The 24,646-nt window shown below is 69.0% G+C and carries 21 protein-coding genes; 14 read left to right on the forward strand and 7 right to left on the reverse strand.

The window, feature by feature from the left end; all coding sequences use genetic code 11:
• Positions 1-122: 122 nt before the first annotated feature.
• A complete protein-coding gene (locus AW273_RS08675; RefSeq protein ID WP_062346995.1) occupies positions 123-968 on the forward strand; it encodes a GntR family transcriptional regulator in 846 nt (281 codons plus the stop codon).
• 141 nt (positions 969-1,109) lie between these two features.
• Here AW273_RS08675 and AW273_RS37090 read toward each other — a convergent pair whose 3' ends face one another.
• Together AW273_RS37090 and AW273_RS08680 are read right to left on the reverse strand one after the other, a co-directional pair.
• Positions 1,110-2,459: a hypothetical protein gene (locus AW273_RS37090; protein ID WP_157555647.1), complete on the reverse strand. Its 1,350-nt coding sequence runs from the start codon at positions 2,457-2,459 to the stop codon at positions 1,110-1,112.
• 653 nt (positions 2,460-3,112) lie between these two features.
• Positions 3,113-3,469: a hypothetical protein gene (locus tag AW273_RS08680; RefSeq protein ID WP_062346996.1), complete on the reverse strand. Its 357-nt coding sequence runs from the start codon at positions 3,467-3,469 to the stop codon at positions 3,113-3,115.
• Between the two features lie 196 nt (positions 3,470-3,665).
• Here AW273_RS08680 and AW273_RS08685 point away from each other — a divergent pair, with 196 nt between their 5' ends.
• Together AW273_RS08685 and AW273_RS08690 are read left to right on the forward strand one after the other, a co-directional pair.
• A complete protein-coding gene (locus tag AW273_RS08685) occupies positions 3,666-4,931 on the forward strand; it encodes an NsdA family TPR-like regulatory protein (RefSeq protein ID WP_062346998.1) in 1,266 nt (421 codons plus the stop codon).
• 583 nt (positions 4,932-5,514) lie between these two features.
• Complete coding sequence (locus tag AW273_RS08690) at positions 5,515-5,934, forward strand: hypothetical protein (RefSeq protein WP_062347000.1); 420 nt, start codon at positions 5,515-5,517, stop codon at positions 5,932-5,934.
• Between the two features lie 59 nt (positions 5,935-5,993).
• On the opposite strand, the gene AW273_RS08695 is transcribed toward AW273_RS08690, so the two are convergent.
• Positions 5,994-6,407, reverse strand: coding sequence for a hypothetical protein (locus AW273_RS08695; protein ID WP_062347002.1), 414 nt, complete (start codon positions 6,405-6,407; stop codon positions 5,994-5,996).
• Between the two features lie 157 nt (positions 6,408-6,564).
• Here AW273_RS08695 and AW273_RS08700 point away from each other — a divergent pair, with 157 nt between their 5' ends.
• Genes AW273_RS08700 through AW273_RS08715 form a run of 4 tightly spaced genes read left to right on the forward strand, consistent with a single transcriptional unit; the run spans position 6,565 to position 11,304 of the window.
• Positions 6,565-7,704 carry a glutathione-independent formaldehyde dehydrogenase gene (locus AW273_RS08700; RefSeq protein ID WP_062347378.1) on the forward strand — a complete coding sequence of 380 codons (1,140 nt, stop codon included), beginning with the start codon at positions 6,565-6,567 and terminating at the stop codon, positions 7,702-7,704.
• A 9-nt stretch (positions 7,705-7,713) separates the two neighbouring features.
• On the forward strand, positions 7,714-8,547 hold the full coding sequence (locus tag AW273_RS08705) for an alpha/beta hydrolase (RefSeq protein WP_062347004.1): 834 nt from the start codon (positions 7,714-7,716) through the stop codon (positions 8,545-8,547).
• 51 nt (positions 8,548-8,598) lie between these two features.
• The gene (locus AW273_RS08710) at positions 8,599-9,144 is read left to right on the forward strand and encodes a TetR/AcrR family transcriptional regulator (protein WP_062347006.1); all 546 of its coding nucleotides are present in this window, start codon (positions 8,599-8,601) and stop codon (positions 9,142-9,144) included.
• Positions 9,145-9,156: 12 nt separating this feature from the next.
• Complete coding sequence (locus AW273_RS08715; RefSeq protein ID WP_062347008.1) at positions 9,157-11,304, forward strand: MMPL family transporter; 2,148 nt, start codon at positions 9,157-9,159, stop codon at positions 11,302-11,304.
• Here the strand turns inward: AW273_RS08715 and AW273_RS08720 are convergent.
• Both AW273_RS08720 and AW273_RS08725 read right to left on the reverse strand, forming a co-directional pair.
• The gene (locus tag AW273_RS08720) at positions 11,291-11,947 is read right to left on the reverse strand and encodes a response regulator (protein WP_062347010.1); all 657 of its coding nucleotides are present in this window, start codon (positions 11,945-11,947) and stop codon (positions 11,291-11,293) included. The genes AW273_RS08715 and AW273_RS08720 overlap by 14 nt on opposite strands.
• A complete protein-coding gene (locus tag AW273_RS08725) occupies positions 11,944-13,050 on the reverse strand; it encodes a sensor histidine kinase (protein ID WP_198168060.1) in 1,107 nt (368 codons plus the stop codon). Before AW273_RS08725 ends, AW273_RS08720 begins: the two co-directional genes overlap by 4 nt.
• A gap of 112 nt (positions 13,051-13,162) precedes the next feature.
• On the opposite strand from AW273_RS08725, the gene AW273_RS08730 reads away from it, so the two are divergent.
• The 4 genes from AW273_RS08730 to AW273_RS08745 are packed head-to-tail and all read left to right on the forward strand — an operon-like array spanning position 13,163 to position 16,003.
• Entirely contained in the window at positions 13,163-13,513 is a 351-nt protein-coding gene (locus AW273_RS08730) for a hypothetical protein (RefSeq protein WP_232327206.1), read from the forward strand.
• On the forward strand, positions 13,510-14,934 hold the full coding sequence (locus tag AW273_RS08735) for a multicopper oxidase family protein (protein ID WP_062347016.1): 1,425 nt from the start codon (positions 13,510-13,512) through the stop codon (positions 14,932-14,934). Before AW273_RS08730 ends, AW273_RS08735 begins: the two co-directional genes overlap by 4 nt.
• A 36-nt stretch (positions 14,935-14,970) precedes the next feature.
• Positions 14,971-15,453: a CAP domain-containing protein gene (locus tag AW273_RS08740; RefSeq protein WP_062347018.1), complete on the forward strand. Its 483-nt coding sequence runs from the start codon at positions 14,971-14,973 to the stop codon at positions 15,451-15,453.
• Positions 15,454-15,493: 40 nt separating this feature from the next.
• Positions 15,494-16,003: a CAP family protein gene (locus AW273_RS08745; protein ID WP_062347020.1), complete on the forward strand. Its 510-nt coding sequence runs from the start codon at positions 15,494-15,496 to the stop codon at positions 16,001-16,003.
• Here AW273_RS08745 and AW273_RS08750 read toward each other — a convergent pair.
• A complete protein-coding gene (locus AW273_RS08750; protein WP_062347022.1) occupies positions 16,000-18,225 on the reverse strand; it encodes an FUSC family protein in 2,226 nt (741 codons plus the stop codon). The genes AW273_RS08745 and AW273_RS08750 overlap by 4 nt on opposite strands.
• A gap of 137 nt (positions 18,226-18,362) precedes the next feature.
• Here AW273_RS08750 and AW273_RS08755 point away from each other — a divergent pair, with 137 nt between their 5' ends.
• Entirely contained in the window at positions 18,363-22,325 is a 3,963-nt protein-coding gene (locus tag AW273_RS08755) for an nSTAND1 domain-containing NTPase (protein ID WP_062347024.1), read from the forward strand.
• A 3-nt stretch (positions 22,326-22,328) separates the two neighbouring features.
• Here AW273_RS08755 and AW273_RS37810 read toward each other — a convergent pair whose 3' ends face one another.
• Positions 22,329-22,514 (reverse strand): hypothetical protein, encoded by a 186-nt coding sequence (locus AW273_RS37810; RefSeq protein WP_062347026.1) that lies wholly within the window; start codon positions 22,512-22,514, stop codon positions 22,329-22,331.
• Between the two features lie 27 nt (positions 22,515-22,541).
• Between AW273_RS37810 and AW273_RS08765 the strand changes: the two genes are divergently transcribed.
• On the forward strand, positions 22,542-23,042 hold the full coding sequence (locus tag AW273_RS08765; RefSeq protein WP_062347028.1) for a PadR family transcriptional regulator: 501 nt from the start codon (positions 22,542-22,544) through the stop codon (positions 23,040-23,042).
• A gap of 41 nt (positions 23,043-23,083) precedes the next feature.
• On the forward strand, positions 23,084-24,580 hold the full coding sequence (locus tag AW273_RS08770; RefSeq protein ID WP_062347030.1) for an aldehyde dehydrogenase family protein: 1,497 nt from the start codon (positions 23,084-23,086) through the stop codon (positions 24,578-24,580).
• The last annotated feature ends 66 nt before the right edge of the window (positions 24,581-24,646 follow it).

A 24,646-nucleotide genomic window follows, 5' to 3' on the forward strand; every position in this document is an offset into this window, starting at 1 on the left:
CTCCTTGCGCATTGCTCAGACCTCCTTTCTTGTCGGCCTACTTGTAGTACATGTTGCCATGGCGTCGACATGTCGCGCAACCTGTAGTACATGTTGGGAGACAGATTTCGGAGGAGACTCACGTGGAAGTGGAAGCGACTCCCCTGTGGAAGGTCATCGCCGCAGGTCTGCGGGCTGACATCCTGGAGGCGCGGTATACGCCCGGAGCGCCGTTGCCGAGTGAGACGGCCCTGGCCGAGCGATACAACGTGTCCCGGCCTACCGTTCGAGACGCGGTCAAGGCCCTCGTCCTTGAGGGACTGATCACCGTGATCCGGGGGCGCGGGACGTTCGTGCGTCCGGTGCCGGATCGGTACCTGATCATGCTGGGCGTCGAACCCCGCCATGACATCGCCAGCAGCGCCTACAACAGCGAGGGCCAGAACCAGGGGTGGCTACGGTGGCCCATCCCCGATCCGGAGTTGCCGGAAGCTGACGTGTACGGCATCAGCAACGTGTTGCCGGCCGATCGGGAGACGGCCATGTTGATGGGGCTGCGGACCGGGCACTCTGTGGTGCGGCGGTACAGCGTGTGGTTCCACGCGAAGGTGCGGACCCGCATCGAGGTCAGCTCGTTCATCAACGCGGATCTGATCCCGGACTTCACGCGGGCCGATCTCGTGGGCGAGCTTGACGCGGTCTATCGGCACCTGGAGAAGGGGCGGGGGCCGGTGTCTTGGGCGGATACCGTGACGGCCCGGATGCCTTATGAGAACGAGCGGGAGCGGCTGGAGATCGAGGCCGGAGCGCCGATTCTGTTGATTCGGCGGATCATGTACAGCCGTGACGGCCAGGTCTTGGAGATGACCGAGATTCGGGGCGCGGCCGAGCACTACGAGACGACCAGCGTTGATGTGTCGTCTGACCAGGATCAGAGCCGGAGCGCTCCGAAGTCTGCCGAAGGTGGACGGGTCATCCTGGCGCTGTAGTGGCTCAGGGTTTCTTTACTGGTTCAAGGCGGCCCGCCTACGGCGTGCCGCGCGCTTGGCGGTCGCGGGCCGCGCTGCGGCTCTTCGGCCGGTCACGGCCCGCGCCGCCGCGATCAAATAGCCTTGGAAATAATACTTCGGTTACTTCTTTAGGAGCTCTAGAACCTTGTCAATTTGGAGTTGTCCTAATAATGCAAAAATGATCGCCGCGATCGGAACCGCAAGTGCAGCAAGTGTGCTAATCGCCACCAAAGAGTTCGTTAAATTCAATGTTGCCTTGGCAAATAATCTTGCCACTTTACTCGGGGGCTTTACTGGAGGCTCCGCCCTAGAGCCAGGGCTTCCATCCGCTTCGAATGCAGAAGCGATAGAGGCTAGCTCTTCGTACGGTGCGGCATTTTTGGGTCCGGAAAGAACAACTTGAATCACTCGCAGAATCTTTGCGATGTCCGAAGGAAGGCTTCGGCGGAAATTTGGGGCGAGCAAAAAAGTTGTTAGCTGTGCAGAGCATCCACGAAGAGCGGTCGCTAAAGGGTGAGGCGTAAATCCTCTTTCTTGCTGTGCATCAAGGCGGTTTGCGGCACTGTACAGTAGCTCGATTACTTCAATTATGCTTTTCCGAAGGTCAGCGTTCGGCTCGGGAATTGAATTGGCTTGTCCCGCTATCAAGGCGCCAGAAGGAGGATCGATTGGATCAATAATTCGAGTAATTCGAACAAGAGCGTCCATGCCACTCCATCGAGGGCTGATGCGTCGGATGACCCAGCTCGCAATAGAGCCAGAGATAACGATCGACGCCAGGAAGAGCACTAAAAGAAGCGGTCCCAGGCTAAGGGGGTCGAAACCCATAATCGGCTTATCGGTAGCCAGGAGTGGCATCCATGCTAGAAATACAGACGTTGGCACAAATAGGGATGCTGTCCGAATATGAGACAGCCAGAATGCGTCGATTGCTACACGATTCTGACTAGCCGCACTGAGGTTCTTCGGGAGCTTTATCTGCTCATACCTCCCGCGATGCTTTACCCAGGGTCTGGCAATGTAACTGAAGCCACGAAGGAATAACCATGTTGCCCAGAAGGTGCCTAGCAAGGCGATGTGGCGCCATGTTGGCACCGATGGGTCTATATGGATGTGCATGTAATTCCAAAGTGGGTGCATCAAGAGAGCGACACCCCCAAAAGTGAATATGCTTACAATGTAATTCATGCCAAGAATCACAAAGATGAGAGAGTGGAGCCAGAGTATCTCTCTAGCCTCGTCCCATCCCTTGAGGCTGCGCCGCTTTAGATCTCGAATATACGGCCAAGCTCCGCGCCAAACCCCATGGCGGCGTAGTATCTTGAATGATGGACTAAATACGAATTCAAAATGAATATCCCTCATTAGTGCACCAAGAAATAATGTTAGGATTGCCGTCCATGCCACTGCAATGAAGGTGATGGAGAGATAGATGACAATTATGGCGAGTACTGTTGCGAACACATCCATGACTCAATTATTCGGCATCATGCCCACAACTGGTAGTCATCGTTCGTATCGGATTATTGGTCATCAAATCATTTAGTTAGACATACGTGAATTTTTTCTCAAATTGGCACAATTGGGACGCCGCTGATGACCTCTACGAGGCGGCTTTGAGCTCACGTGAGCAGTCTGATTCTCATGCAACTAGGTCAGGGAGTAGGTGGCTCCCCCGCCCCCGCTACCGGAGTGTTCGTGTCCCTCGGTCGGCGTCAACTCCGTCTGTGCAGGTTGGGCAGTGGGCTCGCGTGGACCGCTATGGGGAAGGGACACGCGAAGACGGAGTTGACACCTCGGTCGGGCCACGGGGTCCGGCAGCTATCGGGGGCGGGGGAGGAATGGGCCGGGTCCGTAACCCGGCGGTTGAGGCGTGGCGACGTGCCTCCCTCAGATCACATCGCCACGCCAGTCCTTGGGGGTAGCCACCTCATCTCCAGTGGTGCGAAGGAGGTGCCCACCGGTCGGGGTGTCGCGGCTTTCGGTCTCCTGCGGGCCGAATTCCCGTTCGATGAAGAACGTAAGGGCGGCATGCACCCGCATGAACGTCTCGCGACAGGCTTCGATCTCTTCCGCGCTCCGGGGCGGGATGGGGCGAGCCGGGCCGGGCGACGAAGGCCGTGTCATCGATCCGCGCTCCCGGCGGACATCTCAGCGGGAGCCGCCTGCAAGGCCAGTCGTCGATGGGCGACACAGCGGGCGACCGTGCCGGGAACCTCGACGCTGTAGGTGGTGTAGAGGCGCCGGCCGCTGCGGTGCGCGAATTGGCCGGTCCACCAGCGGTAGACCTGTCCGTCGGTCCAGACGAGCAGGTCGAACCAGACCGAGACGAGGGCGACACCGTAGCCCGCGTGGACGTCGGCGGTGACGTGGATGACGGCGAGTGCCTCGCGGAGGCGTTCGGCAGCCACGAACGCCGGGGTGCGGACACCGTATGGGTGGGTCCCGCGTTGGAGGTCGGGCGGTAAGTCGATCGTCATAGGCTTCGGCATGGATCGCACCTCCAGAGTGCGGTCTAGGGACCCGTCCGGCGGCGCAATCGCTTGGCGGGTCCCGCTGTTTGGAGCACGTCGCATCCCATGACATCGCCGCAGGTACCTACACCGTGAGTGGCAATAGGGGACACTGGGGGAGGCGAACGGACCCCGGAGTCTCCCCCTGACGAGGTGGACCACGATGCGCGATGTTCCGTACTGGGCGGCGCGGCTCAGCCGTGAGCGCCGGGAACGGCTGTGGACACAGCGAGAGATGGCCAAGCGGCTCGTCCAGGCCGCCGACGATCCTCAGGTGAGCGCCCACCTGCCCGAGCGAGACTCACTCGTCCGCATGATCAAGGCGTGGGAGGCGGGCCGGCACAAGCCCAAGGACCCCTACCGCGTGCTGTACGGCCGGGCGTTCGGCATCCCGGAGAGCGAACTGTTCGGCGACGAGCTACCAACCCCCGGACCGGTCGCACCGATACCGGCCGTTCCGTTGCCGACCGGGGCACCGGACGCGGACTTGTTCGATCGGATCACTCAGGTTGTCCACAGGCCCCGGCGAGTCGATCGGCGCACCGTCGAGTGGCTGGCGACGTGCCTTGCCGAACACCGCAAGGTCGAGGACACCGTGGGCTCACGGCCCTTGTTGGGGATCGTCCGCCAGCAGTTGGACATCGTGGTTGACCTGGCTCAGCACGCCCGCGGAACGCTGGCCGACGAGGTGGTCGACCTGGCCGCGCAGTACGCCCAGTTCGTCGCGTGGATGTCTCTGGACGTCGACGACCAGGGGGCCGCGCTCGCCTGGTACGACCGGGCGCATGATTGGGCGCTGGAGATCGGCGACGTCAACATGGCGACGACCACGCTCAGCATGAAGGCGCACCAGGCGTGGAGTGCGGGCAACGCCCGCAGGTGCATCCGTCTGGCGGACGCGGCCCGTTGGCACGACGGCCGGGTCACTCCGGGCGTACGAGGGATGGCCGTGCAGATGGCCGGCCGAGGCCACGCCATCGCCGGAGACGCCCGCCCAGCTCGCACGCTCTTGGACGAGGCGGAAGCGCTGATCCGGCAGGCGGCCGACCACCCCGACGACGAACCGGTGTGGATGTACTTCTACGACGAGACGTGGTTCCGCCTACAACGCGGGATGACCGAGCTCGCCTTGGGCAACTGGCCCACCGCAACCAGCCTGTTGACCGAGGGCATGAACAGCCTCCCGGAGACCTACAACCGCGACCGAGCGTGGTACGGCTCGTGTCTCGCGAAGGCCCACGCCGAGAACGGCGACGCCGCAGCCGCCGCGAGCGTTGGCGTTCCGATCACCGCCGATGCCGTCCTTCTCAACCGCCACGCCCACAAAGAGCTGATCGACGTGGCCGCCCTCCTGAACCAGAGAAGGTCCCGCCACGCCACCGCTCTGCGCGACGCCCTTACCGAGGCACAACGAGCAGGCGAGCAGTAGCCCGGACCAGGGGAAAACGCCCCGTCCGCTGGGTGACTAACTGGGTGACAATCGGCCCGGAAGTCGGTGGACCGCCATGGAAGTCCATGGACCATTCGCGCAGGTGAGAGCGGGTATTTCCCCTGATCCCGCCCCCACCCGCCTTGCCTGATAAGGAAGAGGTCCCAGGTTCAAGTCCTGGTAGCCCCACTCGGAGAGTAGGAGACCTGTGGTCAGCGGCTTCGCCGCTTTCCCCACGGTCTCCTTCGTCGTTTACACGGGGGGACGACCCCCCGAACCCCCCGATACGAGGGGGCGCAGCCCCCTCGCGCTCCCCCTGGCCGCTTTCGCGTCCTTTCTTCGTTACGGCTTCGCCTGGTCGGCCACTCGACCTTCTCTGGCCACTTCATTGCCTGGCGGTAGTGCTGGCGGCCCTGGCCGAAGGTGTGGCTTCCGAGGCGGCGACCAGCGGCTTATGTGGAGTAATGCACGCTCAGTGGCTTGTGTGGCGTTATGCGCAGAACGGGGGTGGGGGGCGCTCATAACGTCTGCGGTGTCCGGCGAACGAAACGAGACGCCGGGCATCGACTCAACGGAGGAAACAGTGCACACGATCGGCAAGCTGCTCGCCGGGACCGTTCTCGCCGGCGTCGTGGCCACGGGGGTTGCTATCGCACCGGCCGCCTCGGCGTCCGCCACCACCACCGTCTCGGCCGCTCAGGCCGGATCCAGTTGGGACCGGTTCGAACGTGGCGACGGCCGCTTCGACTACCGGTGGGGCAAGAGCGGCGGCCGCTACTGGCTCGACTTCAAGATCTGGGACCGTGACCACGGCGACCGTGACTACAGCTTCTTCGACGTCTACTACAAGGACCACGGCAAGTGGTTCTTCTACAAGCGGTACAGCACCAAGAGCTTCCTGTCCAAGCACATCGTCTTCGGCAAGCACGTCGACGACTTCCGCGTCCGTGGCGGCTACGGCCACGGCGGCACCTTCGGCTGGGGCGGCTGGCACTACCGTTAATCTTCGATGAAAACGGCCCGGACCTTTTTTCAGGTCCGGGCCGTTTCTATTTGGTCATATTAGCTGTCCTGTTTCCAGTCGGTGCAGAAGCTGTAGCCGTTGAAACGTGCGCAGGCGCGCATCCAGAAACCCTTGTGCAACTGGTCGTTGGAGAACTGGGAGTTGAACGGGCCGCATTGGGTCCAGTTCACCTTGTCCTTCGAGCGGTCGATCCAGGTCTGGTCGCCGGAGCGGTAGCCGGAGCGGATCGCGGCGAACGAGTGGTCGCTGATGCGGTGGTTGACCAGGGCGACCTTGACGGTTCGGCCGCTCACGGTGGCGGTCCGGCTGGCGATGTCGTGGTGGGCGATGCCGTTTCCGGGCCAGCTTCCGCAGTTGGTGTCGGCGGCGGCGGGGCTGGAGACGGTGATTACGGGGATTGCGGTGAAGGCGGCGACGATGACGGCTCCCGTACGCCAGGTCACTTTGGGCATGTGGCACTCCTCCCGATTATTTGCTGCGTTTTTCCCCGGGGTGCTAAAAGGACTTTTGCTGTCGGGAGGGGTACTTGTCCATCCGCTCTGGGCAACATGGCGCAATGGGGCAAAAGGTCCAGTTGGGCTGATCATCGACAAATTCGGAGGTGTGATCATGCAGGCACTGGTGTACGAGGGTCCCCGGGAGGTCGTCGTCCAGGAGGTTCCAGACGCTCGCATCGAACGCCCGACCGATGTCCTCGTGCGGGTCACCGCCGCCAACATCTGTGGCTCTGACCTGCACATGTACGAAGGCCGCACCAACATGGAGACCGGGCGGGTGCTGGGTCACGAGAACCTCGGGGAGGTCATCGAGGTCGGGTCGGCGGTCGACCGGATCAGGGTGGGCGACATGGTGTGCCTGCCGTTCAACATCGCCTGCGGGCACTGCAAGAACTGCGAGGCCGGGTTCACCGGCTTCTGCCTCACCGTCAACCCGGGTGTGGCGGGAGCCGCCTACGGCTACGCCGGCATGGGGCCCTTCGAGGGCGGGCAGGCCGAGTTGCTGCGGGTGCCGTACGGCGACTTCAACTGCCTGCGGTTGCCCGATGACGCGCGGGAGAAGGAGAACGACTACGTGATGTTGTCGGACATCTTCCCCACCGGGTGGCACGCCACCGAGCTGGCGGGGTTGCGTCCGGGCGAGTCCGTGGTCGTGTACGGCGCGGGGCCCATCGGGCAGATGGCGGCCTACTCGGCGCTGCTCAAGGGCGCGAGCAAGGTCATGATCGTCGACCGGCAGGCCGACCGGCTGAAGGTGGCCGAGAAGATGGGCTGCATCCCGATCGACGACTCCCAGGGGTCGGCGGTGGAGCAGGTGCTCGACCTCACCGCCGGCGAAGGGGCCGACCGGGGTTGTGAGTGCGTGGGCTACCAGGCGCACGACCCGCAGGGCGACGAGCATTCCGACGCGGCGCTGAACAGCGTCGTCAGGTCGGTGCGGCCCACCGGCGGCATCGGCGTCGTCGGGTTGTTCCTGCCGGAGGACCCGGGCAATCCCGACGAGGCGGCGCGGGCCGGGAAGATCCCCTTCGACATGGGGCACTTCTGGTTCAAGGGCCAGAAGATGGGGACCGGGCAGGCGAACGTGAAGGCGTACAACCGGCAGTTGCGCAACCTCATTCACACCGGCAGGGCGCGGCCGTCGTTCATCGTCTCGCACGAGCTGCCGCTCAGCGAGGGGCCCGAGGGCTACCGTCACTTCGACGCCCGCGACGAGGGCTGGACCAAGGTCGTCCTGCATCCCGGCCGCTAGGCGCCTGTCATGAGCCATGATCTCGAACTCGTCGAGCGGGCCAACGCCACCGGCAGGATCCCCGCGGTGTTCGTGCACGGCCTGTGGTTGCTGCCGAGTAGCTGGGACCGCTGGGCGGGGGTGTTCGCCGAGGCCGGGTTCGCGCCGGTCACCGCGGGCTGGCCGGACGACCCGGACACCGTCGAGGAGGCCCGTGAGAACCCGGAGGTCTTCGCCGACAAGACCGTCGGGCAGGTGGCCGACCACCTCGCCGACCTGATCGGCCGGCTCGCCCGCAAGCCCATGGTCGTCGGGCACTCGTTCGGCGGGCTGCTCACCCAGATCCTGGCCGGGCGCGGGCTCGCGCGTGCTTCGGTGGCGATCGACCCGGCGCCGTTCCAGGGGGTGCTGCCGCTGCCGTTCTCGGCGCTGCGGGCCGCCTCGCCGGTGCTGGGGAACCCGGCCAACCGGCACCGGGCCATGCCGCTGACCTTCGAGCAGTTCCGGTACGCCTTCGCCAACGTCGTCACCGAGGAGGAGGCCCGGGAGCTGTTCGAGGAGTTCGCGGTCGCGGCCCCCGGGGCGCCGCTGTTCCAGGCCGCGGTGGCCAACGTCAATCCGCGCAGCGAGGTGAAGGTCGACAGCCAGGCCGAGGACCGGGGGCCGTTGCTGATCATCTCGGGGGAGCAGGACCACACGGTTCCGTGGGCGATCGCCAACGCGTCGTACAAGATCCAGGAGAGGAACGAGCACCACGTCACCGAGATCGTCGAGATCCCGAACCGGGGGCACTCCCTCACCATCGACTCGGGCTGGCGTGAGGTTTGTGACACCGCTTTGAACTTCGTGCAGCGCTTCGGGTAAACAACTGACCGATCGGACAGAACTGTCCGATCGGTCAGTTATCGTGGTGCCGTGACCCGATCCGCGACCTCGATGCGTGCCGACATCCTGGAATCCGCCCTGCGCCTGTTCGCCGCGCACGGCTTCCGGGGCACGTCGCTGCAGGACATCGCGTCGGATGTGGGCTGCTCGAAGGCGTCCTTGCTCTATCACTTCACGAACAAGGACACGATCCTCAGCGAGCTCTTCGCCCCCATCGGGCAGGAGTTCGAGACGCTGCTTCAGCGGCTGGCCCCACTTCAGGGCGAGGAGGCCGCACGGGCCGCGGTCGCCGGTGTGGTGGACATGTCGCTGCGTTTCCGCCGCCAGGTCAAGATCCTGCTGCTCGACGTCGATGCCCTGCTCGACCACCCCGAACTCCCCTGCGTCGACGACGTGACCGAGGCGCTGGTCGACGCGATGGTCGGCCGGGTGCCCGAGCAGGAGCCCAGGGTGGCGGGCTGGATGGCGCTGCTGGGGATCTTCCTGACGACGGCCCGGGGGGTCGCGATCCCCGACGAGACCATGCGCGCGGAGCTCACCAGTGGAGCGTTCCGCACACTCGGCCTGTCCTCTTAGAAGAGAGCTTTCATGGCGACCTTGCTCTACCGGCTCGGCCGGTTCTCCTTCCGCAACCGGGGGCGGGTGGTGGCCGTCTGGGTGCTGCTGCTCGCGCTGATGGGGGCCGGCGCGGCCCTGTTCCTCGGGCCGTCGAGCGACAAGTTCAGCATGCCGGGCACCGAGTCCCAGCGTGCCCTCGACGCGCTGGCCCGGGACTTCCCGCAGGCCAGCGGGGCCACCGGCACGATCGTGATCGCGGCGCCCGAGGGCGCCAAGCTCGACCCGGCCGCGGTGGCGCCCGTGGTCAAGGAGGCCGCGTCGGTGCCCGGCGTGGTCGCCGCGGTCGACCCCTTCCAGGCCCGGTCGGTCTCCCCCGACGGCCGCTACGCGCTGATCACCGTGCAGTTCTCCGGCACGGCCGAGGACCTCGCCGACGAGACCCGCGACGCCTACCTGAAGGTCGGCGACGGCGTCACCGGCATGCGGATCGAGCACGGCGGCGACGTGCTCCGCGCCGCCCCCGAGGTCGGCGGGTCGGAGGCGATCGGCGTGCTGATCGCCGCCGTCGTGCTGATCGTCACGCTGGGTTCGCTGGTCGCGGCCGGCATGACGCTGCTCAACGCGCTGGTCGGAGTGGGCGTCGGCATGGGCGGTCTGTACGCCCTCAGCGGCGCCGTCGAGCTGACCTCGGTCACCCCCGTCCTGGCGCTGATGCTGGGGCTGGCCGTCGGCATCGACTACTCGCTCTTCATCACCTCCCGCTACCGCCAGTTCCTCACCGAGGGGCTCGACCGCGAGGAGGCCGCGGGCCGGGCCACCGGCACCGCCGGTTCGGCCGTCGTGTTCGCCGGGGCCACCGTCGTCATCGCGCTGGCGGGCCTGTTCGTGGCGGGCATCCCGTTCCTGACCGTCATGGGTCTGGCCGCCGCCGGGACCGTCGCCGTGGCCGTGCTCGTCGCGATCACTCTGCTGCCCGCGATCCTCGCGTTCGCCGGTGAGAAGGTGCTGCCGCGCCGGCAGCGGGCCGGCGAGGCCGTGGCCAAGGAGGGCTTCGGCTACACCTGGGGCCGTCTCGTCACCAGGTTCGGCATCCCGATCCTGCTCGTCGGCATCGCCGGGCTCGGCGCACTCGCGCTGCCCGCCCAGGACCTGCGGCTGGCCCTGCCCGACACCGGTTCCGCCGCCCCCGGCAGCCCGGCGCGCGAGGCCTACGACCTGACCAGCGAAGGGTTCGGCGAGGGGTTCAACTCGCGGCTGATCGCCGTGGTCACCACCAAGGACGCCGCGACCACCACCGCCCTGGCCGGGCAGGCCGCTCAGATGATCATGCAGGTGCCCGGCGTGCTGGCGGCCACCCCGCCGCAGCCGAACGCCGACGGCACCACCGCCCTGGTCGCGATCATCCCCAAGAACGGGCCCACCTCGGCCGAGACCGAGCAGGCCGTGCACGACATCCGGGCCAAGCTGGCCACCATCTCGGGCGCGGAGATCGCGGTGACCGGCGCGACCGCCCTCGGCATCGACGTCTCCGACAAGCTCGGCGAGGCCATGCCGATCTACCTGCTGCTCGTCGTGGGCCTGTCGGTGCTGCTGCTGATGCTGGTCTTCCGCTCGATCCTGGTGCCGATCAAGGCGGCGCTCGGCTTCCTGCTGACGGTCGGGTCGACGTTCGGCATCACCGTGGCCATCTTCCAGGAGGGCCACCTGGCCGACCTGTTCGGCGTCGAGCAGCCCGGCCCGCTGGTCAGCTTCCTGCCGATCCTGCTGATCGGCATCCTGTTCGGGCTGGCCATGGACTACGAGGTCTTCCTCGTCTCCCGCATGCGGGAGGACTTCGTGCACGGCGACACTCCGCGCCAGGCGACGATCAACGGCATGGGCCACAACGCCCGGGTCGTCACCGCCGCCGCGCTGATCATGACCTCGGTGTTCGGCGGGTTCGTGTTCATGGACGACCCGATCATCAAGTCGATGGGCTTCGCCCTCGCGATCGGCGTGCTGATCGACGCGTTCGTGGTGCGGATGACGCTGGTGCCGGCCGTCATGTCGATGCTGGGCCGGGCCGCCTGGTGGCTCCCCCGCTGGCTCGACCGGATCCTGCCCGACCTCGACGTCGAGGGCGAGAAGCTGCGCCACCATCTGGCCGAGCCGGTCGAGCGCGAGGTCAGCCCGGTGTGACCAGGCCGCTCTCGTAGGCCTGCACGACCAACTGGGCGCGGTCCCTGGCCAGCAGCTTGGCCATGATCCGGCTCACGTGGGTCTTCACGGTGGCGTGGGAGATGACGAGATCGCCGGCGATCTCCTCGTTGGACCTGCCGGTCGCCACCAGCCGCAACACCTCTCGCTCCCGGTCGGTCAGCCTGGCCAGGCCGGGGGCGGGAGTCGGGCGGGGCGGGGTGGCGACGTACTCCTCGATGAGGCGTCTGGTCACGGCGGGGGAGAGCAGGGCGTCTCCCCTGGCGGCCACCCTGACCGACTGGAGCAGGTCGGCGGGCTCGATGTCCTTCACCAGGAAGCCGCTGGCCCCGGCGCGCAGGGCGGCGAAGACGTACTCGTCGAGGGCGTAGTTGGTCAGGATCACCACCTTCAGGCCGGCCAGTTCGGCGTCGGCGCCGATCTCGCGGGTCGCCTGGATGCCGTCCATCAGGGGCATGCGCACGTCGAGCAGGGCCACGTCGGGCCTCAGGGAACGGCACAGTCGCACGGCCTCGCCGCCGTTGCCCGCCTCCCCCACGACCGTGATGTCGTCGGCCAGCTCCAGCAGGGCGCGGAAACCGGCTCTGATCAGCGGCTGGTCGTCGGCCAGCAGGACCCGGATCATCGGGGGAGCTCCGCCCTGACGAGAAAGCCCCCGGAGGGCCGGGGCCCGGCCTCCAGCGAGCCGCCGACGGCCACCGCGCGTTCGCGCATGCCGATCAGGCCCATGCCCGGTTCGACGTCGCCGGGGGTGCCGTCGTCGGCGATCATCAGCACCACGCGGCTGGTTTCATGTGAAACCGTGAGGGTGATCGTGGCGGGGCCCGCGTGCCGCAACACGTTGGTGAAGGCCTCCTGCGCGATCCGGTACGCCGCCCGGTCGGCCTCCGGCCGCAGTTCCACCGGCTCCCCCGTCACCGTCGACGCCACCGACAGGCCGACCGCCTCGGCGCGTTCGATCAGCCGCGGCAGGTGGGCCAGCCCGGACGACGGGCTCCCGGGCTGGCGCAACACTCCCAGGGTCGACCGCAGTTCCCGCATCGCGTCGTGGCCCGACTCCTTGATCGCCAGGAGGGAGGAGCGCGTCCGCGACGGCTCGCGGTCGAGCATCTCCAGCGCCACCGAGGTCTGCACGTTGATCACCGAGATCGTGTGCGTCAGCGCGTCGTGCAGTTCCTGGGCGATCCACAGTCGTTCCTCGCCGGCCCGGCGCAACGCCGCCTCCTCCTTGGTGCGCTCGGCCTCGGCCGCCCGGTGTTCCACCTCTTCGAGGTAGGCGCGGCGGCCGCGGGTGACCTCGCCGAGCACGAACACCGCCACCAGCCAGCCGCTCAGCAGGCTCAGCCCGCCCGGCTCGGGATCGGTGGCCGACAATGCGACGATCACGCCGATCCCGGCCGCCAGGGCCACGACCAGCACCACGGCCAGCCTGCGGCGGCCCACGCTTGCGGCGGTGTAGACGGCGATCAGGGCGGGCGCGGCGGCGAACACCCCCGGATACCCGAAGCCGTAGTAGACGATCGCGCACGCCACGGCCACCCACCCGGCCCCCAGGGGAGCGCTCCGCCGCCAGACCAGCGCCGCCGACGAGACCACGATCAGGGTGAGGCCGATCGTGTCGATCGGCCGTTCCACCAGCCCTGAGCTGGACAACCGGCCGTAGGTCCCGCCGATGCCCAGGGTGAGCACGATCAGGGCGAGCACGGTGTCGTTCTTCCAGGGTGGCACGCCTGCCACGGTAGGTCAGAACCGGGATGAGGACGTACATCCAGCGATGTACGTCGCAAGTAATGCCGGGGTGTGACGATTACCGATTTTTGGGTGGTCCATTATGGCGACCATGAGATGGACCATCCGGTTGACCTCGGCGCTGCACCTGGCCGGGGTGCTCGGCCAGGCGCTGCTCGCCGGGCTGTTCGTGACCGGCGACGCCGACCTGCTGAGCTGGCATGAGAGCAACGCCGGGATCACCTATTCGTTGCTGCTCGTGCAATTCGCCGTGGCCTTCCTGTTCTGGCGGCGAGCTCGTGTGGGGTGGCCGGTCTGGGCGACGGGCGCGCTGATCGTGGCCGAGTCGCTGCAGATCTGGGTGGGCATGTCGCGAGATCTGGCCGTGCACTTCCCGCTCGGGATGTCGATCTTCGGCGCGTCGGCGGTCATGACGCTGCTGCTCTGGCGGGTGACACGATGATCTCGCGGCGCGGCTTCCTCGGCCTGCTGCTGGTGGCCGGCTGCGGGGTGGAGGTCTCCGGCGAACGGCTGGCCAGCGGGCTTCCGCTGCCCCCGAAGTTCGCCCGGCCCCTGGTGCTGCCGAAGACGGCGCAGCCCACGAGCCCCGGCCGGTACGTCGTCACCCAGCGCCCCGCCCGCATGGAGATCATCCCCGGGACCACCACCGAGATCTGGGGCTACGACGGCACCTGGCCCGGCCCGACCTTCGACCTCAGACGGGGCGAGGCGGCCGTGGTGACCATTCGCAACGAGCTGACCGTGCCCACCTCGACCCATCTGCACGGCGGCGTCACTCCGGCCGACTCCGACGGTTATCCGACCGACCTGGTCGTCGGCTCGGTCAGGCCCCAGCACGCGCACGGCGGCTACACCCTGCACGACCGGACCAAGGACTACGTCTACCCGCTCGACCAGCCGGCCGCCACACTCTGGTATCACGATCACCGGATGGACTTCACCGGGCCGCAGGTCTACAAGGGTCTGGCCGGGTTCTTCCTGATCAGGGACGACGAGGAGGAGAAGCTCGGGCTGCCGGCGGGCGACCGGGAGTTGCCGCTGATGATCTGCGACCGGTCGTTCGAGGCCGACGGGTCGTTCGGTTATCCGGCGCTCGACCCCACGCTCCTGCTCCGCCACGGAGTGCGGCCGGAGTTCATGGAGGGCGTCGTCGGCGACGTCGTGCTGGTCAACGGGGTGCCGTGGCCGTACCGGGAAGTGGAGGCGGTCAGATATCGGCTCCGGCTGCTGAACGCCTCGAACGCCCGCCGCTACCGGCTGGCCCTGCGGCCCGGTGGTTCGTTCACCCAGATCGGCAGCGACCAGGGGCTCCTGGAGCGGCCGCTGACCCGCGACACGATCACCATCGCCCCGGGTGAGCGTTATGACGTGATCGTCGACTTCGCCGACTATCCCGTGGGCTCCCACGTCACGCTCACCGACCTGCTCGGCGGCGACGTCATGCGCTTCACGGTGACCCGTAAGGCCCGGGACGACAGCCGGGTGCCGGCCAGGCTCACGAATCCACAGCCTGTGGACGACCCCGTCGCCCGCCGGACCTTCGACTTCCGCGTCGACGACGGCGCCTGGACGATCAACGGCAACCCCTACCTGCCCGGACGGTCCGTCGCGGCGCCCCGCCTGGGCACCACCGAGATCTGGCGGTTCGCCAGCGACTTCCACCATCCCGTCCACGTGCACCTGGGGCGTTTCAAGGTGCTCGGCCGCGAGGAGCAGGGCTGGAAGGACACGGTCGACGTGCGGCCCTACGAGACCGTCGAGGTGGCCGTGCGGTTCGACGGTTACCGAGGGCGATACATGATGCATTGTCACAATCTCGAACACGAGGACATGGCCATGATGGCGGACTTTGACGTTGTCTAGGTTGATCACCGAGAGTCACAACGACCACTCTGAACCGTGATCAGATACCTCGTCATCGCGACCCTCGCCGCCCTCGCCCCGGCCCTCCCGGCTTCGGCCGACCCGATCCCCGGGCACGCGCTCGCTTTCCACAACCAGGCCCGCGCCTTCTACGGCATCGGCCCGGTCGAATGGGACGCCACCCTCCGCGAGGAGGCCAAGTGGCACGCCCGCACCTGCTCGTTCGCGCCGTCCGACCACGACGACCGCTATGGCGAGAACCTCTACGTCACCACCAGCCAGGCCGACGACGCGACCGTCCTGCGCGACGCCGTCGTGTCGTGGGCGAACGAGGCCGCCAAGTTCGACGTGCGAAAGCACCGCTACGCCCAGGACGTCAGCCACTACACGCAGGCCGTCGGGGCGAAGACCGGGCGGATGGGGATCGCCATCGCCGACTGCCCGGCGGGCACGATCTTCGCCGCGCCGACCAAGTTCGTGGTGGCCCGCTACCAGGGTGCGGTCAAGGCCGCCTCCTGATGATTGATCGCCGGATGCGCCGCGGCTACGACTTGATCCCATGATCAAATACCTCGTGGTCGCGGCGGCCCTGGCCGCCGTCCCCGCCCCGGCCAGCGCCGAGACCGTCATCGACGCCGCCCTGAGCAGCCACAACACGGCCCGCGCTCAGTACGGCGCTCGCCCGCTGGTCTGGAACGCGAGCCTGCTGCCCGCCACCCAGACCTGGGCGAACACCTGCCGGTTCCAGCACTCCAACCCGGCCGGCCAGTACGGCGAGAACCTCTACGCCTCCACCAAGGTGGCCGACGACGCGACGATCGTCCGGGACGCGGTGAAGGCCTGGATGGACGAGGCCAGGTACTACGACTACACCAAGCCCGGCTTCTCGGCCGCGACCGGTCACTTCACCCAGGTGGTCTGGAAGTCGTCGACGGGCCTGGCCGTCGCGGTCGGGTCGTGCCCGGCCAACACGATCTTCCCGAGGGCCTCGAAGTACGTCGTCGCCCGCTACACCCCGCCGGGCAACTGGCAGGGCCGGTTCCCGGAGAACGTCGGCCGCCCGGTCTAACGGATCCGCTCCACCACGTCGGCGACCCCGTCGGCCAGTCGGCGGGCGGCGTCGACGTGGTGGGCGGTCCACACGATCCGCACCCCGGTCGCCGTCGCCCTGCCGTCGTCGTCGCTGAGGTCACGGCTCACCGCGGCGATCAGGCGGGCCTCGGCGGCCTGGTCGTAGGGCAGCCGTTCGGGGACGGGCGCCTCGCGGCCGAGGGCCTGGCCGGCCCGTTCGAACCAGGTCGCCACCGGGTCGGCCGCCGTGACGATCTCCATCTGGGCCGCGCTGCGGTCGCGGTCGACGTGGCCGTCGTCGCGGCTCCACAGGTCGACGATGGCCTCCGCGCTGTACTGGAGCACGGTCACACTCGCGACCAGCGACGACGCCTCCGACAACGGCATGTGTTTGGTGCCGCGTTCGGCCAGGTAGCCGCGGAAGGCGTCGTCGAGCCGCTGCATCGCCGCCAGCGCCTGCCCTCGGGTTTCGGCCGGATGGGACGACGCCGCCGCGACGTCGCAGCGGGTCACGCCGAACGCGACGGCGCCGCGGAAGTAACGCGCGCTGTCGGTGAACGCCTCGTCCAGCGACTGGCCCAGGGCCGCCCGGGCGCCGCGCGGCCAGAACAGGGCCCCGGCGAGCAGGCTCACGGAGCAGCCGACCGCGATGTCCTCCAAGCGGATCAGGCCGGTCCGCCAGCCGGTGGGCGCGACGATCTCGAACAGGATCAGCAGGAGCACGGTGAACCCCGCCTGACCGGCCATGAAGGAGATCACGGTCGGCGCGAGCCCGGCGATCAGGATCGTGATCGGCAACAGGATCCACAGGAAGACGGTGTGGCCGTGGACGGCCCACAGGACGAAGGCGCCGATGGCGAACCCGATGGCCGTCCCGGCCAGGGCGCGCAGGGCGCTCTGCCCGGTCGTCACCGCGTTCGAGCGCAGCACGACCAGCGTGCCGAGCACCACCCAGAACGAGTGCTCCACCCCGATCACGGTCGCGACCAGCACCGAGATGCTGAGCGCGACGGCGCCCCTGATGCTGTTGCGCAGCCACACCGAGTGGCGTTCGGCGTGCGCGGAGACGCGGGCGCGGGCCGACGACAGGCGGGTGGGGAACCCGGCGGGTTGCCGGCCGAGGAACCGGTCGCGCCACGACCGGGCCTCGGCGGCCAGGGCGATCTCGACGTTCTGCGTGATGGCGGAGATCGCGAAGCTGATCTCCTGGGCCCGGAACGAGGGTTCGAGCGAGGCCACGAACGCGGTCGCGCCGCCGGTCACCCGGGCGCCGGTGACCTCGTGTTCCATGACCTGCCGGGCCTCCATGAGGCGCCGGGTCTCGTCGTCGAGGCGGTCGCCTCGGCCTGAGGAGTCCAGCAGTTCGGCGGCCCGGACGAGCACCTCGGCGGCGGCGGTCTCGACCGCGCAGACCGCCGGGTCGATCGGGCCGGGCCCGCTATCGAACGGCTCGCGTTCCAGCACGGAGTGCAGCCAGACCACCTGACCGGCCAGCCGCACCTCGGCCCGGCCCGTCGTGGTGAGGCCGGCCGGGCGGTAGGGCGTGTCCCAGAAGGTGGACTTCATGTCGTGAACCGCCTCGTCGGCCTCGTCGGCGAGGGCACGCAGCGGCGGGTTGCGGCTCAGCGGGAGCCCGCCGGAGAGGCACGCGACCTCAAGCTTGATGCGTTCGGCCAGCAGCGCGAGCGCGCGGGCGATCTTGGGCCGCAGCGGGTCGCGGGTCGGCGCGGGCCACAGCAGCACGATCGCCGCCATCGACGCCGCCCCGACCAGCCACCAGCCGTAGAGGCGGTCGTCCAGAGACGACAACGGGGCCGGGATCGTGACCGGCAACACGAAGGAGACCAGCAACGCCGTCGACGCCCCGGCCAGCACCGAACTGACCACGCCGGAGAACAGGATCAGGAACGCCACCGCCACCGTCGCCAGCACGGCCGTCACCACCGTGTGGGAGGCCAGGGTGCCGACGGAGATCAGCACGGTGCCGGCCAGCACCAGCCAGAACTGCGCGGTCAGCCGGTCGCGGGTGGAGCCGCTGAAGTCGACCATGAGCAGCAGGGCGAACGAGCCGAACGACGCGTACATCGACATCACCGGGTTGCCGACGACGAGGTCGGAGAACGCGAACGCGGATGGCATGATCACCGCGGCGCGGGCGCCCTTGCGGACCGTGTTCAGGTCCGGGTCCCGCTCTCCGATCCACCGCAGGATGCTGGTCATATGGCGCATTCTGCGACGTCAGAGGCGGTTCGCCGGGCATCTTTACGTAGCGATTGACAGATCATCATCGGCCCGACAAGGATGCATGTCGCGTGGAATTCAGGGTGCTTGGGCCGCTTTCGGTGACGCGTGACGGTGTGACCACGCCTGTCACCGGTGCGCCGAAATATCTGCTGCTGCTGGCCGCGCTGTTGTCGCAGGCGGGCCGGCCGGTCACGATCGACTGGCTCATCACGGCCGTCTGGGGCGACCGGCCCCCGGCCTCGGCCCGGCGCAACGTCCAGCTCTACGTCCATCAGTTGCGCCGCGCGTTCGGCGCCGACCTGGTGGCCGCGCGGCCTGGCGGCTACGTGATCCTCCCGGCGGAGCTCGACGCGGTCAGGTTCGACGAGCTGGCCGGGGAGGGCGCCGAGGCGTTGCGGGCGGGCGAGCTCGAACAGGCCCGCGACCGGCTGAAGGCGGCACTGGCCCGGTGGCGGGGGCCCGCGTTCGCCGAGTTCCTCGACGCGCCGCCGATCGCCGAGGAGGCCCGGCGGCTGGAGGAGGCGCGGCTGGTGGCGGCCGAGCGGCTGGCCGAGGCGGAGCTCGGGCTGGGCCACCACGCCGAGGTCGCGGCCGAGCTGGCCGCGCTGGCCAGGGAGCACCCGTTCCGCGAGAGCCTGCGCGGGCAGCTCATGCTGGCCCTCTACCGGTCGGGGCGGCAGGCCGAGGCCCTGGAGCTGTTCCGGGAGACCCGCGAGCACCTCGACGGCCAGCTCGGCATCGAGCCGGGGCCGGCGTTGCAGCGGCTCCACGAGGCCATGCTCCGGGGCGACGACGATCTGCTGCCGCAGGCGGCGGTCCGCCGGGTGGTGTCGGACGTGTGCCCGTACCGGGGACTGACCGCGTTCCAGCCGGAAGACCAGGAGTGGTTCTTCGGACGGTCGGAACCGGCTGCCCGGTTGCGCGAGCTCGTCGAGACCCGGCCGGTCGTGGGCGTCTACGGCGCGTCGGGCAGCGGCAAGTCGTCGCTGCTGCGGGCCGGGCTGCTCGGGAGCTGGCCGGGGGAGGCGCTGATCATGACGCCGGGAGCCTTCCCGATGGAGAGCCTGGAGAAGATCGGCGACGAGCCGCTGGTCGTGGTCGACCAGTTCGAGGAGGTCTTCACCCTCTGCGCCGACGAGGAGGAGCGCCGCGTGTTCGTGGCGGCCCTGCTCGACCTCGACGCGCGCTTGGTGCTCGGGGTGCGGGCCGACTTCCTCGCCCACCTGACCCGGTTCCCCGGGCTGGCCGACGCGATCGGCACGGCCCAGCTCCTCGTCGGCCCGCCGTCGGCCGCCGGGCTGCGCGAGATCGTGACCGGCCCGGCCGAGCTCGCCGGGCTGGCCGTCGACCCCGACCTCCCGGCCACGCTGGTCGCCGACGCGGCCGGGGAACCCGGCAGCCTGCCCCTCGTCTCGCACGCCCTGATGGAGACCTGGCGCAACCGCGAGGGCGCCCGGCTCACGCTGGCCGGATATCAGGCGGCGGGCGGGGTGCGGGGGGCCATCGCGCAGAGTGCCGAACGGGTCTTCGGCGAGCTCTCCCCCGCCGAACAGGCCGCCGCCCGGCGCATCTTCCTGCGGCTGACCGCTCTCGGCGACGGCACCGAGGACACCCGGCGGCCGATCCTCCGGGAGGAGCTGACCGGGGTGGCAGGGCCCGAGGTGGTCGCCGGGGTGCTCGACCGGCTGGCCGCCGCCCGGCTGGTCGTGTTGTCCGAAGGGAGCGTGGACGTCGCCCACGAGGCGCTGATCCGCGCCTGGCCCCGATTACACGGCTGGCTCACCGACGACCGCGAGAGCCTGTTCGTGCACCGCCGCCTCACCGACGCCGCCCAGACCTGGGCCGACCTCGGCCGCGACCCGGGGACCCTCTACCGGGGCGTACGCCTCCTCGCCGCCCGCGCGTGGGCGGGGGATCACCCGCAGGAGCTCAACGACGTCGAGACGGCGTTCCTGGCCGCCAGCCACGATCAGGAGAGACGCGGGACCAGAAGGCTGCACCGCCTGCTCGCCGCGCTGGTGGTGCTCTTCCTGCTCGCGGTGACGGGTGGCGTGGTGGCGCTCGACGAGGCCGCCGAGGCCGGGTTCCAGCAGCTCACGGCGACCGCCCGCCAGGTCTCGCTGCTGGCCCGGTCGCTGCTGGCCACCGATCCCGACCTCGCGGGGCTGCTGGCGGTGGCGGCGTACCGGCTGAATCCCGACCCCGAGACCAGGGGAGGCCTGGAGAGCGTGGCGGCGGCGGGCCGGCGGCGGATCGAGCTCAACGCCGAAGGCCCGGCGGTCTTCGGGGTCGCCTTCAGCCCCGACGGTTCCCGGCTGGCCGCCGCGGGGGAGGACGGCTCGGTCACCCTGTGGGACCCGCGCACCGAGGAGAGGATCGCCCGGTACGCCGAACCCGGCGGCGGCCACGGCCGGGCGGTCGCGTTCAGCCCCGACGGGCGGTTCCTCGCCTCCATCGTGCGCTCCCCCGCCCTCGCGGCCTCGCCGGGAGTGGTCGTGGTGCGCGACCTGACGACCGGCGCGGAGGTCCGCCGCCTCGAACGCGCCCACCTGACCGACGCGCTCGCCTTCGACGGCGACCGGCTCGCCTTCGCCGACGGCACAGACGTGGAAGTGGTCGGGCACACGCCGCGGATCCTGACGGGCCACCAGGCCGAGATCGCCGCCCTGGCCTTCAGCCCCGACGGAAAGGTACTGGTCAGCGGCGCCGACCGGCCGATCGTCTGGGACGTCGCGTCGGGGGAGCGGGTGGGCAGGCTCGACGTCGAGAACGTCCACCGCCTCGGCTTCGACGCCGAGACGGGCACCCTCGCGACCGGCTCCTCTCACTCGGGGGTGAGCCTCTGGCGGGTCAGCCCCACCGAGATCACTCCCTTGGCGAGCCTCCCGAAACGCTCGCCCTACACCTGGGACATGTCGGCCCCGGCCAAGGGCCGGATCGCCGTCGCCGACGAAGACGGCCTGATCACCGTCTGGGACCTGGCCCGGCAGGAGGCCGTCGCCACCTACCAGGACCGCAGCCGCACCGAGGCCCTCTCCATGGCGATGAGCGCCGACGGCACCCTCCTGGCCTCGGCCGGGCTGGGCCGCACGATCGTGGTCAGGCGACACCCGGTCCCCCCGTTCACCGGCCACAGCGCGGCGGTCAACGACATCGAGGCCGCCCCCGACGGCCGCCTGATCGCCTCCGCGAGCAGCGACACCACGGTCCGGCTCTGGGACGCCGACGGCGCCCCGATCGCCACCCTGGCCGACCACCCCGACCACGTGCGGGCCGTCGCCTTCAGCCCCGACGGCCGGCTGCTGGCCTCGGTCACCCGCAGCCACACCCTGACCCTCTGGGATCTCAAGAGCCGGCGGAAGATCGCCACCACGACCTATCCGGGCCTCGGCGCGTCCACCGACGTCGCCTTCCAGCCCGGCGGCCGATACGTCGCCGCCACCGCCCTGGGCCGCTTCCGCTGGAGGGTCGCCGACCTGGAGGAGGCCCCGCTCCCGGGCCAGCTCGCCTCGGCGCTGGCCTTCAGCCCGGCGGCTCCCCTGCTGGCCACCACGGGCCCGGCCGGTGACCTGCTCGTCTGGGACCTCACCGCCGACAGCGAGGTCCGCAGCCTGCGCACCCACCAGGGCTCGATCCTCGACGTGGCCTTCAGCCCCGACGGGACGACCATCGCCACGGCCGGCGCCGACCACACCATCAGGTTGTGGGACGGCACGACCGGCCGGGAGAAGGGCGCCGCCCTGACCGGCCACACCGCCCCCGTCCAGGTCCTCGCCTTCGGCCGCGACGGGAAGACGCTCGCCTCGGCGGGCGACGACCACACGGTGATCGTGTGGGACCTGGCGTCGGGCGCGGTCATCACCCGCCTGACCGGCCACACCGCGCCCATCCGGGGCCTGGCCTTCACCGCCGCCGGTGAGCTCGTCTCCGGGGGAGAGGACGGGCGGATCGTCCGGTGGTCGCTGCGCCCCGAGGCGCTGACCACGGCGTTGTGCCGGGAGATCGGCCGCGACCTCACCCGGGAGGAGTGGGCCAGGCACATCCCCTCGCTGGACTACCGGCCGACGTGCCGGTGACGCTCAGGCCGCATCCTCGGCCCAGGCCAGGACGACGAACGGTTCGCGGCACGAGGGATGATGGAGGCGCCTGGTCGTCACGCGGTAACGCGACTCCTCGACGTCGAGGATCCCGATCTCCTGCGTGATCGTCAGCAGCAGCCCGTGACACGGGCCACCGATGCAGATCGCGTTGGGCTGGGGCTTCATAGTCACATTGAGACTACGCTGTCGCCTGTGAACAACTCCGAGTGGGTGGTCCTCTGCCTCCTCGCGCACGAACCCGCCCATGGTTTCGCCCTCGCCCGCCTCACCGCGCCCGAAGGGCCGGTCGGCCGGGTCATGCCCATCCCGCGGCCCCTCGTCTACCGCGCCCTCGACGGTCTGGTGGCCCGCGGCCTGGCCGAGCAGACCGGTGTCGAGCCCGGCCGGGGCCCGGCCCGCCGCCCGTTCCGGGTCACCCCGGCCGGGCGAGCCCGCGCCGCCGAATGGCTGGCCACGCCGGTGAGCCGGATCAGGGAGATCCGAACCGAATTCCTGGTGAAACTCGCTTTGCTCCAGTGGGCCGGGGCGGACCCCCGGAACCTGCTCGACGCCCAGGCCGAAACATTGCGGCCCATCGTGGCACACCTTCTCGGCCTGCGGGAATCCGCCCAAGGCCTGGAACAGGCCGTCGCGGCATGGCGATATGAGACGGCCGTGGCAGCCCTGAAACTTGCGGAGTCGACTACCGAGTAGTCAGATGGTGACTACGTCTATTAGGAAGGGAACCGACGCTGATGACGGTCACCCTGGAAAAGAGCGTTCAGGACTTCATCTCGACTCCACGTCAGTTGTTCATCGGCGGCCAGTGGGTCGACGCCGCCTCCGGACGCACCTTCGCGACACCCGACCCCGCCACCGGCGACACGCTCGCCACCATCGCCGAAGCCGACAGGGAAGACGTCGACCGGGCCGTGCGCGCCGCCCGCGCCGCCTTCGAGGAAGGCCCCTGGTCGCGGATGACCGCCTCCGAGCGAGGCCGCGTCATCTGGCGTATCGGCGACCTGATCGAGCAGTACGGCGACGAGCTCGCCCAGCTCGAATCGCTCGACAACGGCAAGCCCTACGCGGTCGCCCGCGCCGCCGACATCCCGCTCGCGGCCGAGTTGTTCCGCTACATGGCCGGGTGGGCCACCAAGATCGAGGGCAACACGATCAGCCTCTCCGTGCCCTACATGCCGGGGTCGGAGTTCCACGCGTACACCCTCAGAGAGCCGATCGGCGTGGTGGCGCAGATCATCCCGTGGAACTTCCCGCTGCTCATGGCGGCCTGGAAGCTCGGGCCCGCGCTCACCACCGGCAACACGGTCATCCTCAAGCCCGCCGAGCAGACGCCGCTGTCCGCTCTCCGGCTGGCCGAGATCATGGCCGAGGCGGGCCTGCCCGAGGGCGTGGTCAACGTGCTGCCCGGCTACGGCGAGACCGCCGGGGCCGCCCTGGCCGCCCACGACGGGGTCGACAAGGTCGCCTTCACCGGCTCGACCGAGGTCGGCAAGCTGATCGTGCAGGCCGCCGCGGGCAACCTGAAGAAGGTCAGCCTCGAACTCGGCGGCAAGAGCCCCAACGTCGTCTTCGACGACGTCGACCCGGCCCTGGCCATCCCCGGCGCGGCCAACGCGATCTTCTTCAACCACGGTCAGTGCTGTGTCGCCGGGTCGCGGTTGTTCGTCCACGAGAGCCGCTTCGACGAGGTGGTCGGCGGGGTCGCCGACATCGCCCGCGGCATCAAGCTCGGCTCGGGCCTCGACCCCGACACCCAGATGGGCCCGCTCGTCTCCGACGAGCAGTTCCGCCGCGTCACCGGCTACCTGGAGTCGGGCCGCGCCGAGGGCGCCCGGACCGTCGCCGGCGGCGAGCGCCACGGCGACAGGGGTTACTTCGTGCAGCCGACCGTGATCACCGACACCACGCCCGACATGGCGATCGTGCGTGAGGAGATCTTCGGGCCGGTCGTGGTCGCCTCGCCGTTCTCCTCGCTCGACGAGCTCGCCGCCCAGGCCAACGACACCGCCTACGGTCTCGGCGCCGGCATTTGGACCCGCGACGTGAACAAGGCCCACGCGCTGGCCAAGCGCCTGCGCGCCGGCACGGTCTGGATCAACTGCTACAACGTGTTCGACGCCGCGCTGCCGTTCGGCGGCTACAAGCAGAGCGGCTGGGGACGCGAGATGGGCCATGAGGTCCTGGAGGCCTACACCGAGGTCAAGGCGGTCTGCACCCAGCTTCACCCGTGAACCTCCCCTTGAGTCGGCGATCGGCCGCAGTGTGCCCGGCGCACTGCGGCTGATCGTTTGAAGACG

It is taken from the genome of Herbidospora yilanensis, from assembly GCF_001570565.1.
GTDB lineage: Bacteria > Actinomycetota > Actinomycetes > Streptosporangiales > Streptosporangiaceae > Herbidospora > Herbidospora yilanensis.

Excerpts from the sequence above, each read along its gene's own strand:
- AW273_RS08730 (WP_232327206.1), top strand. The coding sequence starts at position 13,163 with ATGAGATGGACCATCCGGTTGACCTCGGCGCTGCACCTGGCCGGGGTG.
- AW273_RS08720 (WP_062347010.1), bottom strand. The coding sequence starts at position 11,947 with ATGATCCGGGTCCTGCTGGCCGACGACCAGCCGCTGATCAGAGCCGGT.
- AW273_RS08705 (WP_062347004.1), top strand. The coding sequence starts at position 7,714 with ATGAGCCATGATCTCGAACTCGTCGAGCGGGCCAACGCCACCGGCAGG.
- AW273_RS08750 (WP_062347022.1), bottom strand. The coding sequence starts at position 18,225 with ATGACCAGCATCCTGCGGTGGATCGGAGAGCGGGACCCGGACCTGAAC.
- AW273_RS08715 (WP_062347008.1), top strand. The coding sequence starts at position 9,157 with ATGGCGACCTTGCTCTACCGGCTCGGCCGGTTCTCCTTCCGCAACCGG.
- AW273_RS08695 (WP_062347002.1), bottom strand. The coding sequence starts at position 6,407 with ATGCCCAAAGTGACCTGGCGTACGGGAGCCGTCATCGTCGCCGCCTTC.
- AW273_RS08770 (WP_062347030.1), top strand. The coding sequence starts at position 23,084 with ATGACGGTCACCCTGGAAAAGAGCGTTCAGGACTTCATCTCGACTCCA.
- AW273_RS08685 (WP_062346998.1), top strand. The coding sequence starts at position 3,666 with ATGCGCGATGTTCCGTACTGGGCGGCGCGGCTCAGCCGTGAGCGCCGG.
- AW273_RS37090 (WP_157555647.1), bottom strand. The coding sequence starts at position 2,459 with ATGGATGTGTTCGCAACAGTACTCGCCATAATTGTCATCTATCTCTCC.
- AW273_RS08735 (WP_062347016.1), top strand. The coding sequence starts at position 13,510 with ATGATCTCGCGGCGCGGCTTCCTCGGCCTGCTGCTGGTGGCCGGCTGC.
- AW273_RS08680 (WP_062346996.1), bottom strand. The coding sequence starts at position 3,469 with ATGACGATCGACTTACCGCCCGACCTCCAACGCGGGACCCACCCATAC.
- AW273_RS08700 (WP_062347378.1), top strand. The coding sequence starts at position 6,565 with ATGCAGGCACTGGTGTACGAGGGTCCCCGGGAGGTCGTCGTCCAGGAG.
- AW273_RS37810 (WP_062347026.1), bottom strand. The coding sequence starts at position 22,514 with ATGAAGCCCCAGCCCAACGCGATCTGCATCGGTGGCCCGTGTCACGGG.
- AW273_RS08745 (WP_062347020.1), top strand. The coding sequence starts at position 15,494 with ATGATCAAATACCTCGTGGTCGCGGCGGCCCTGGCCGCCGTCCCCGCC.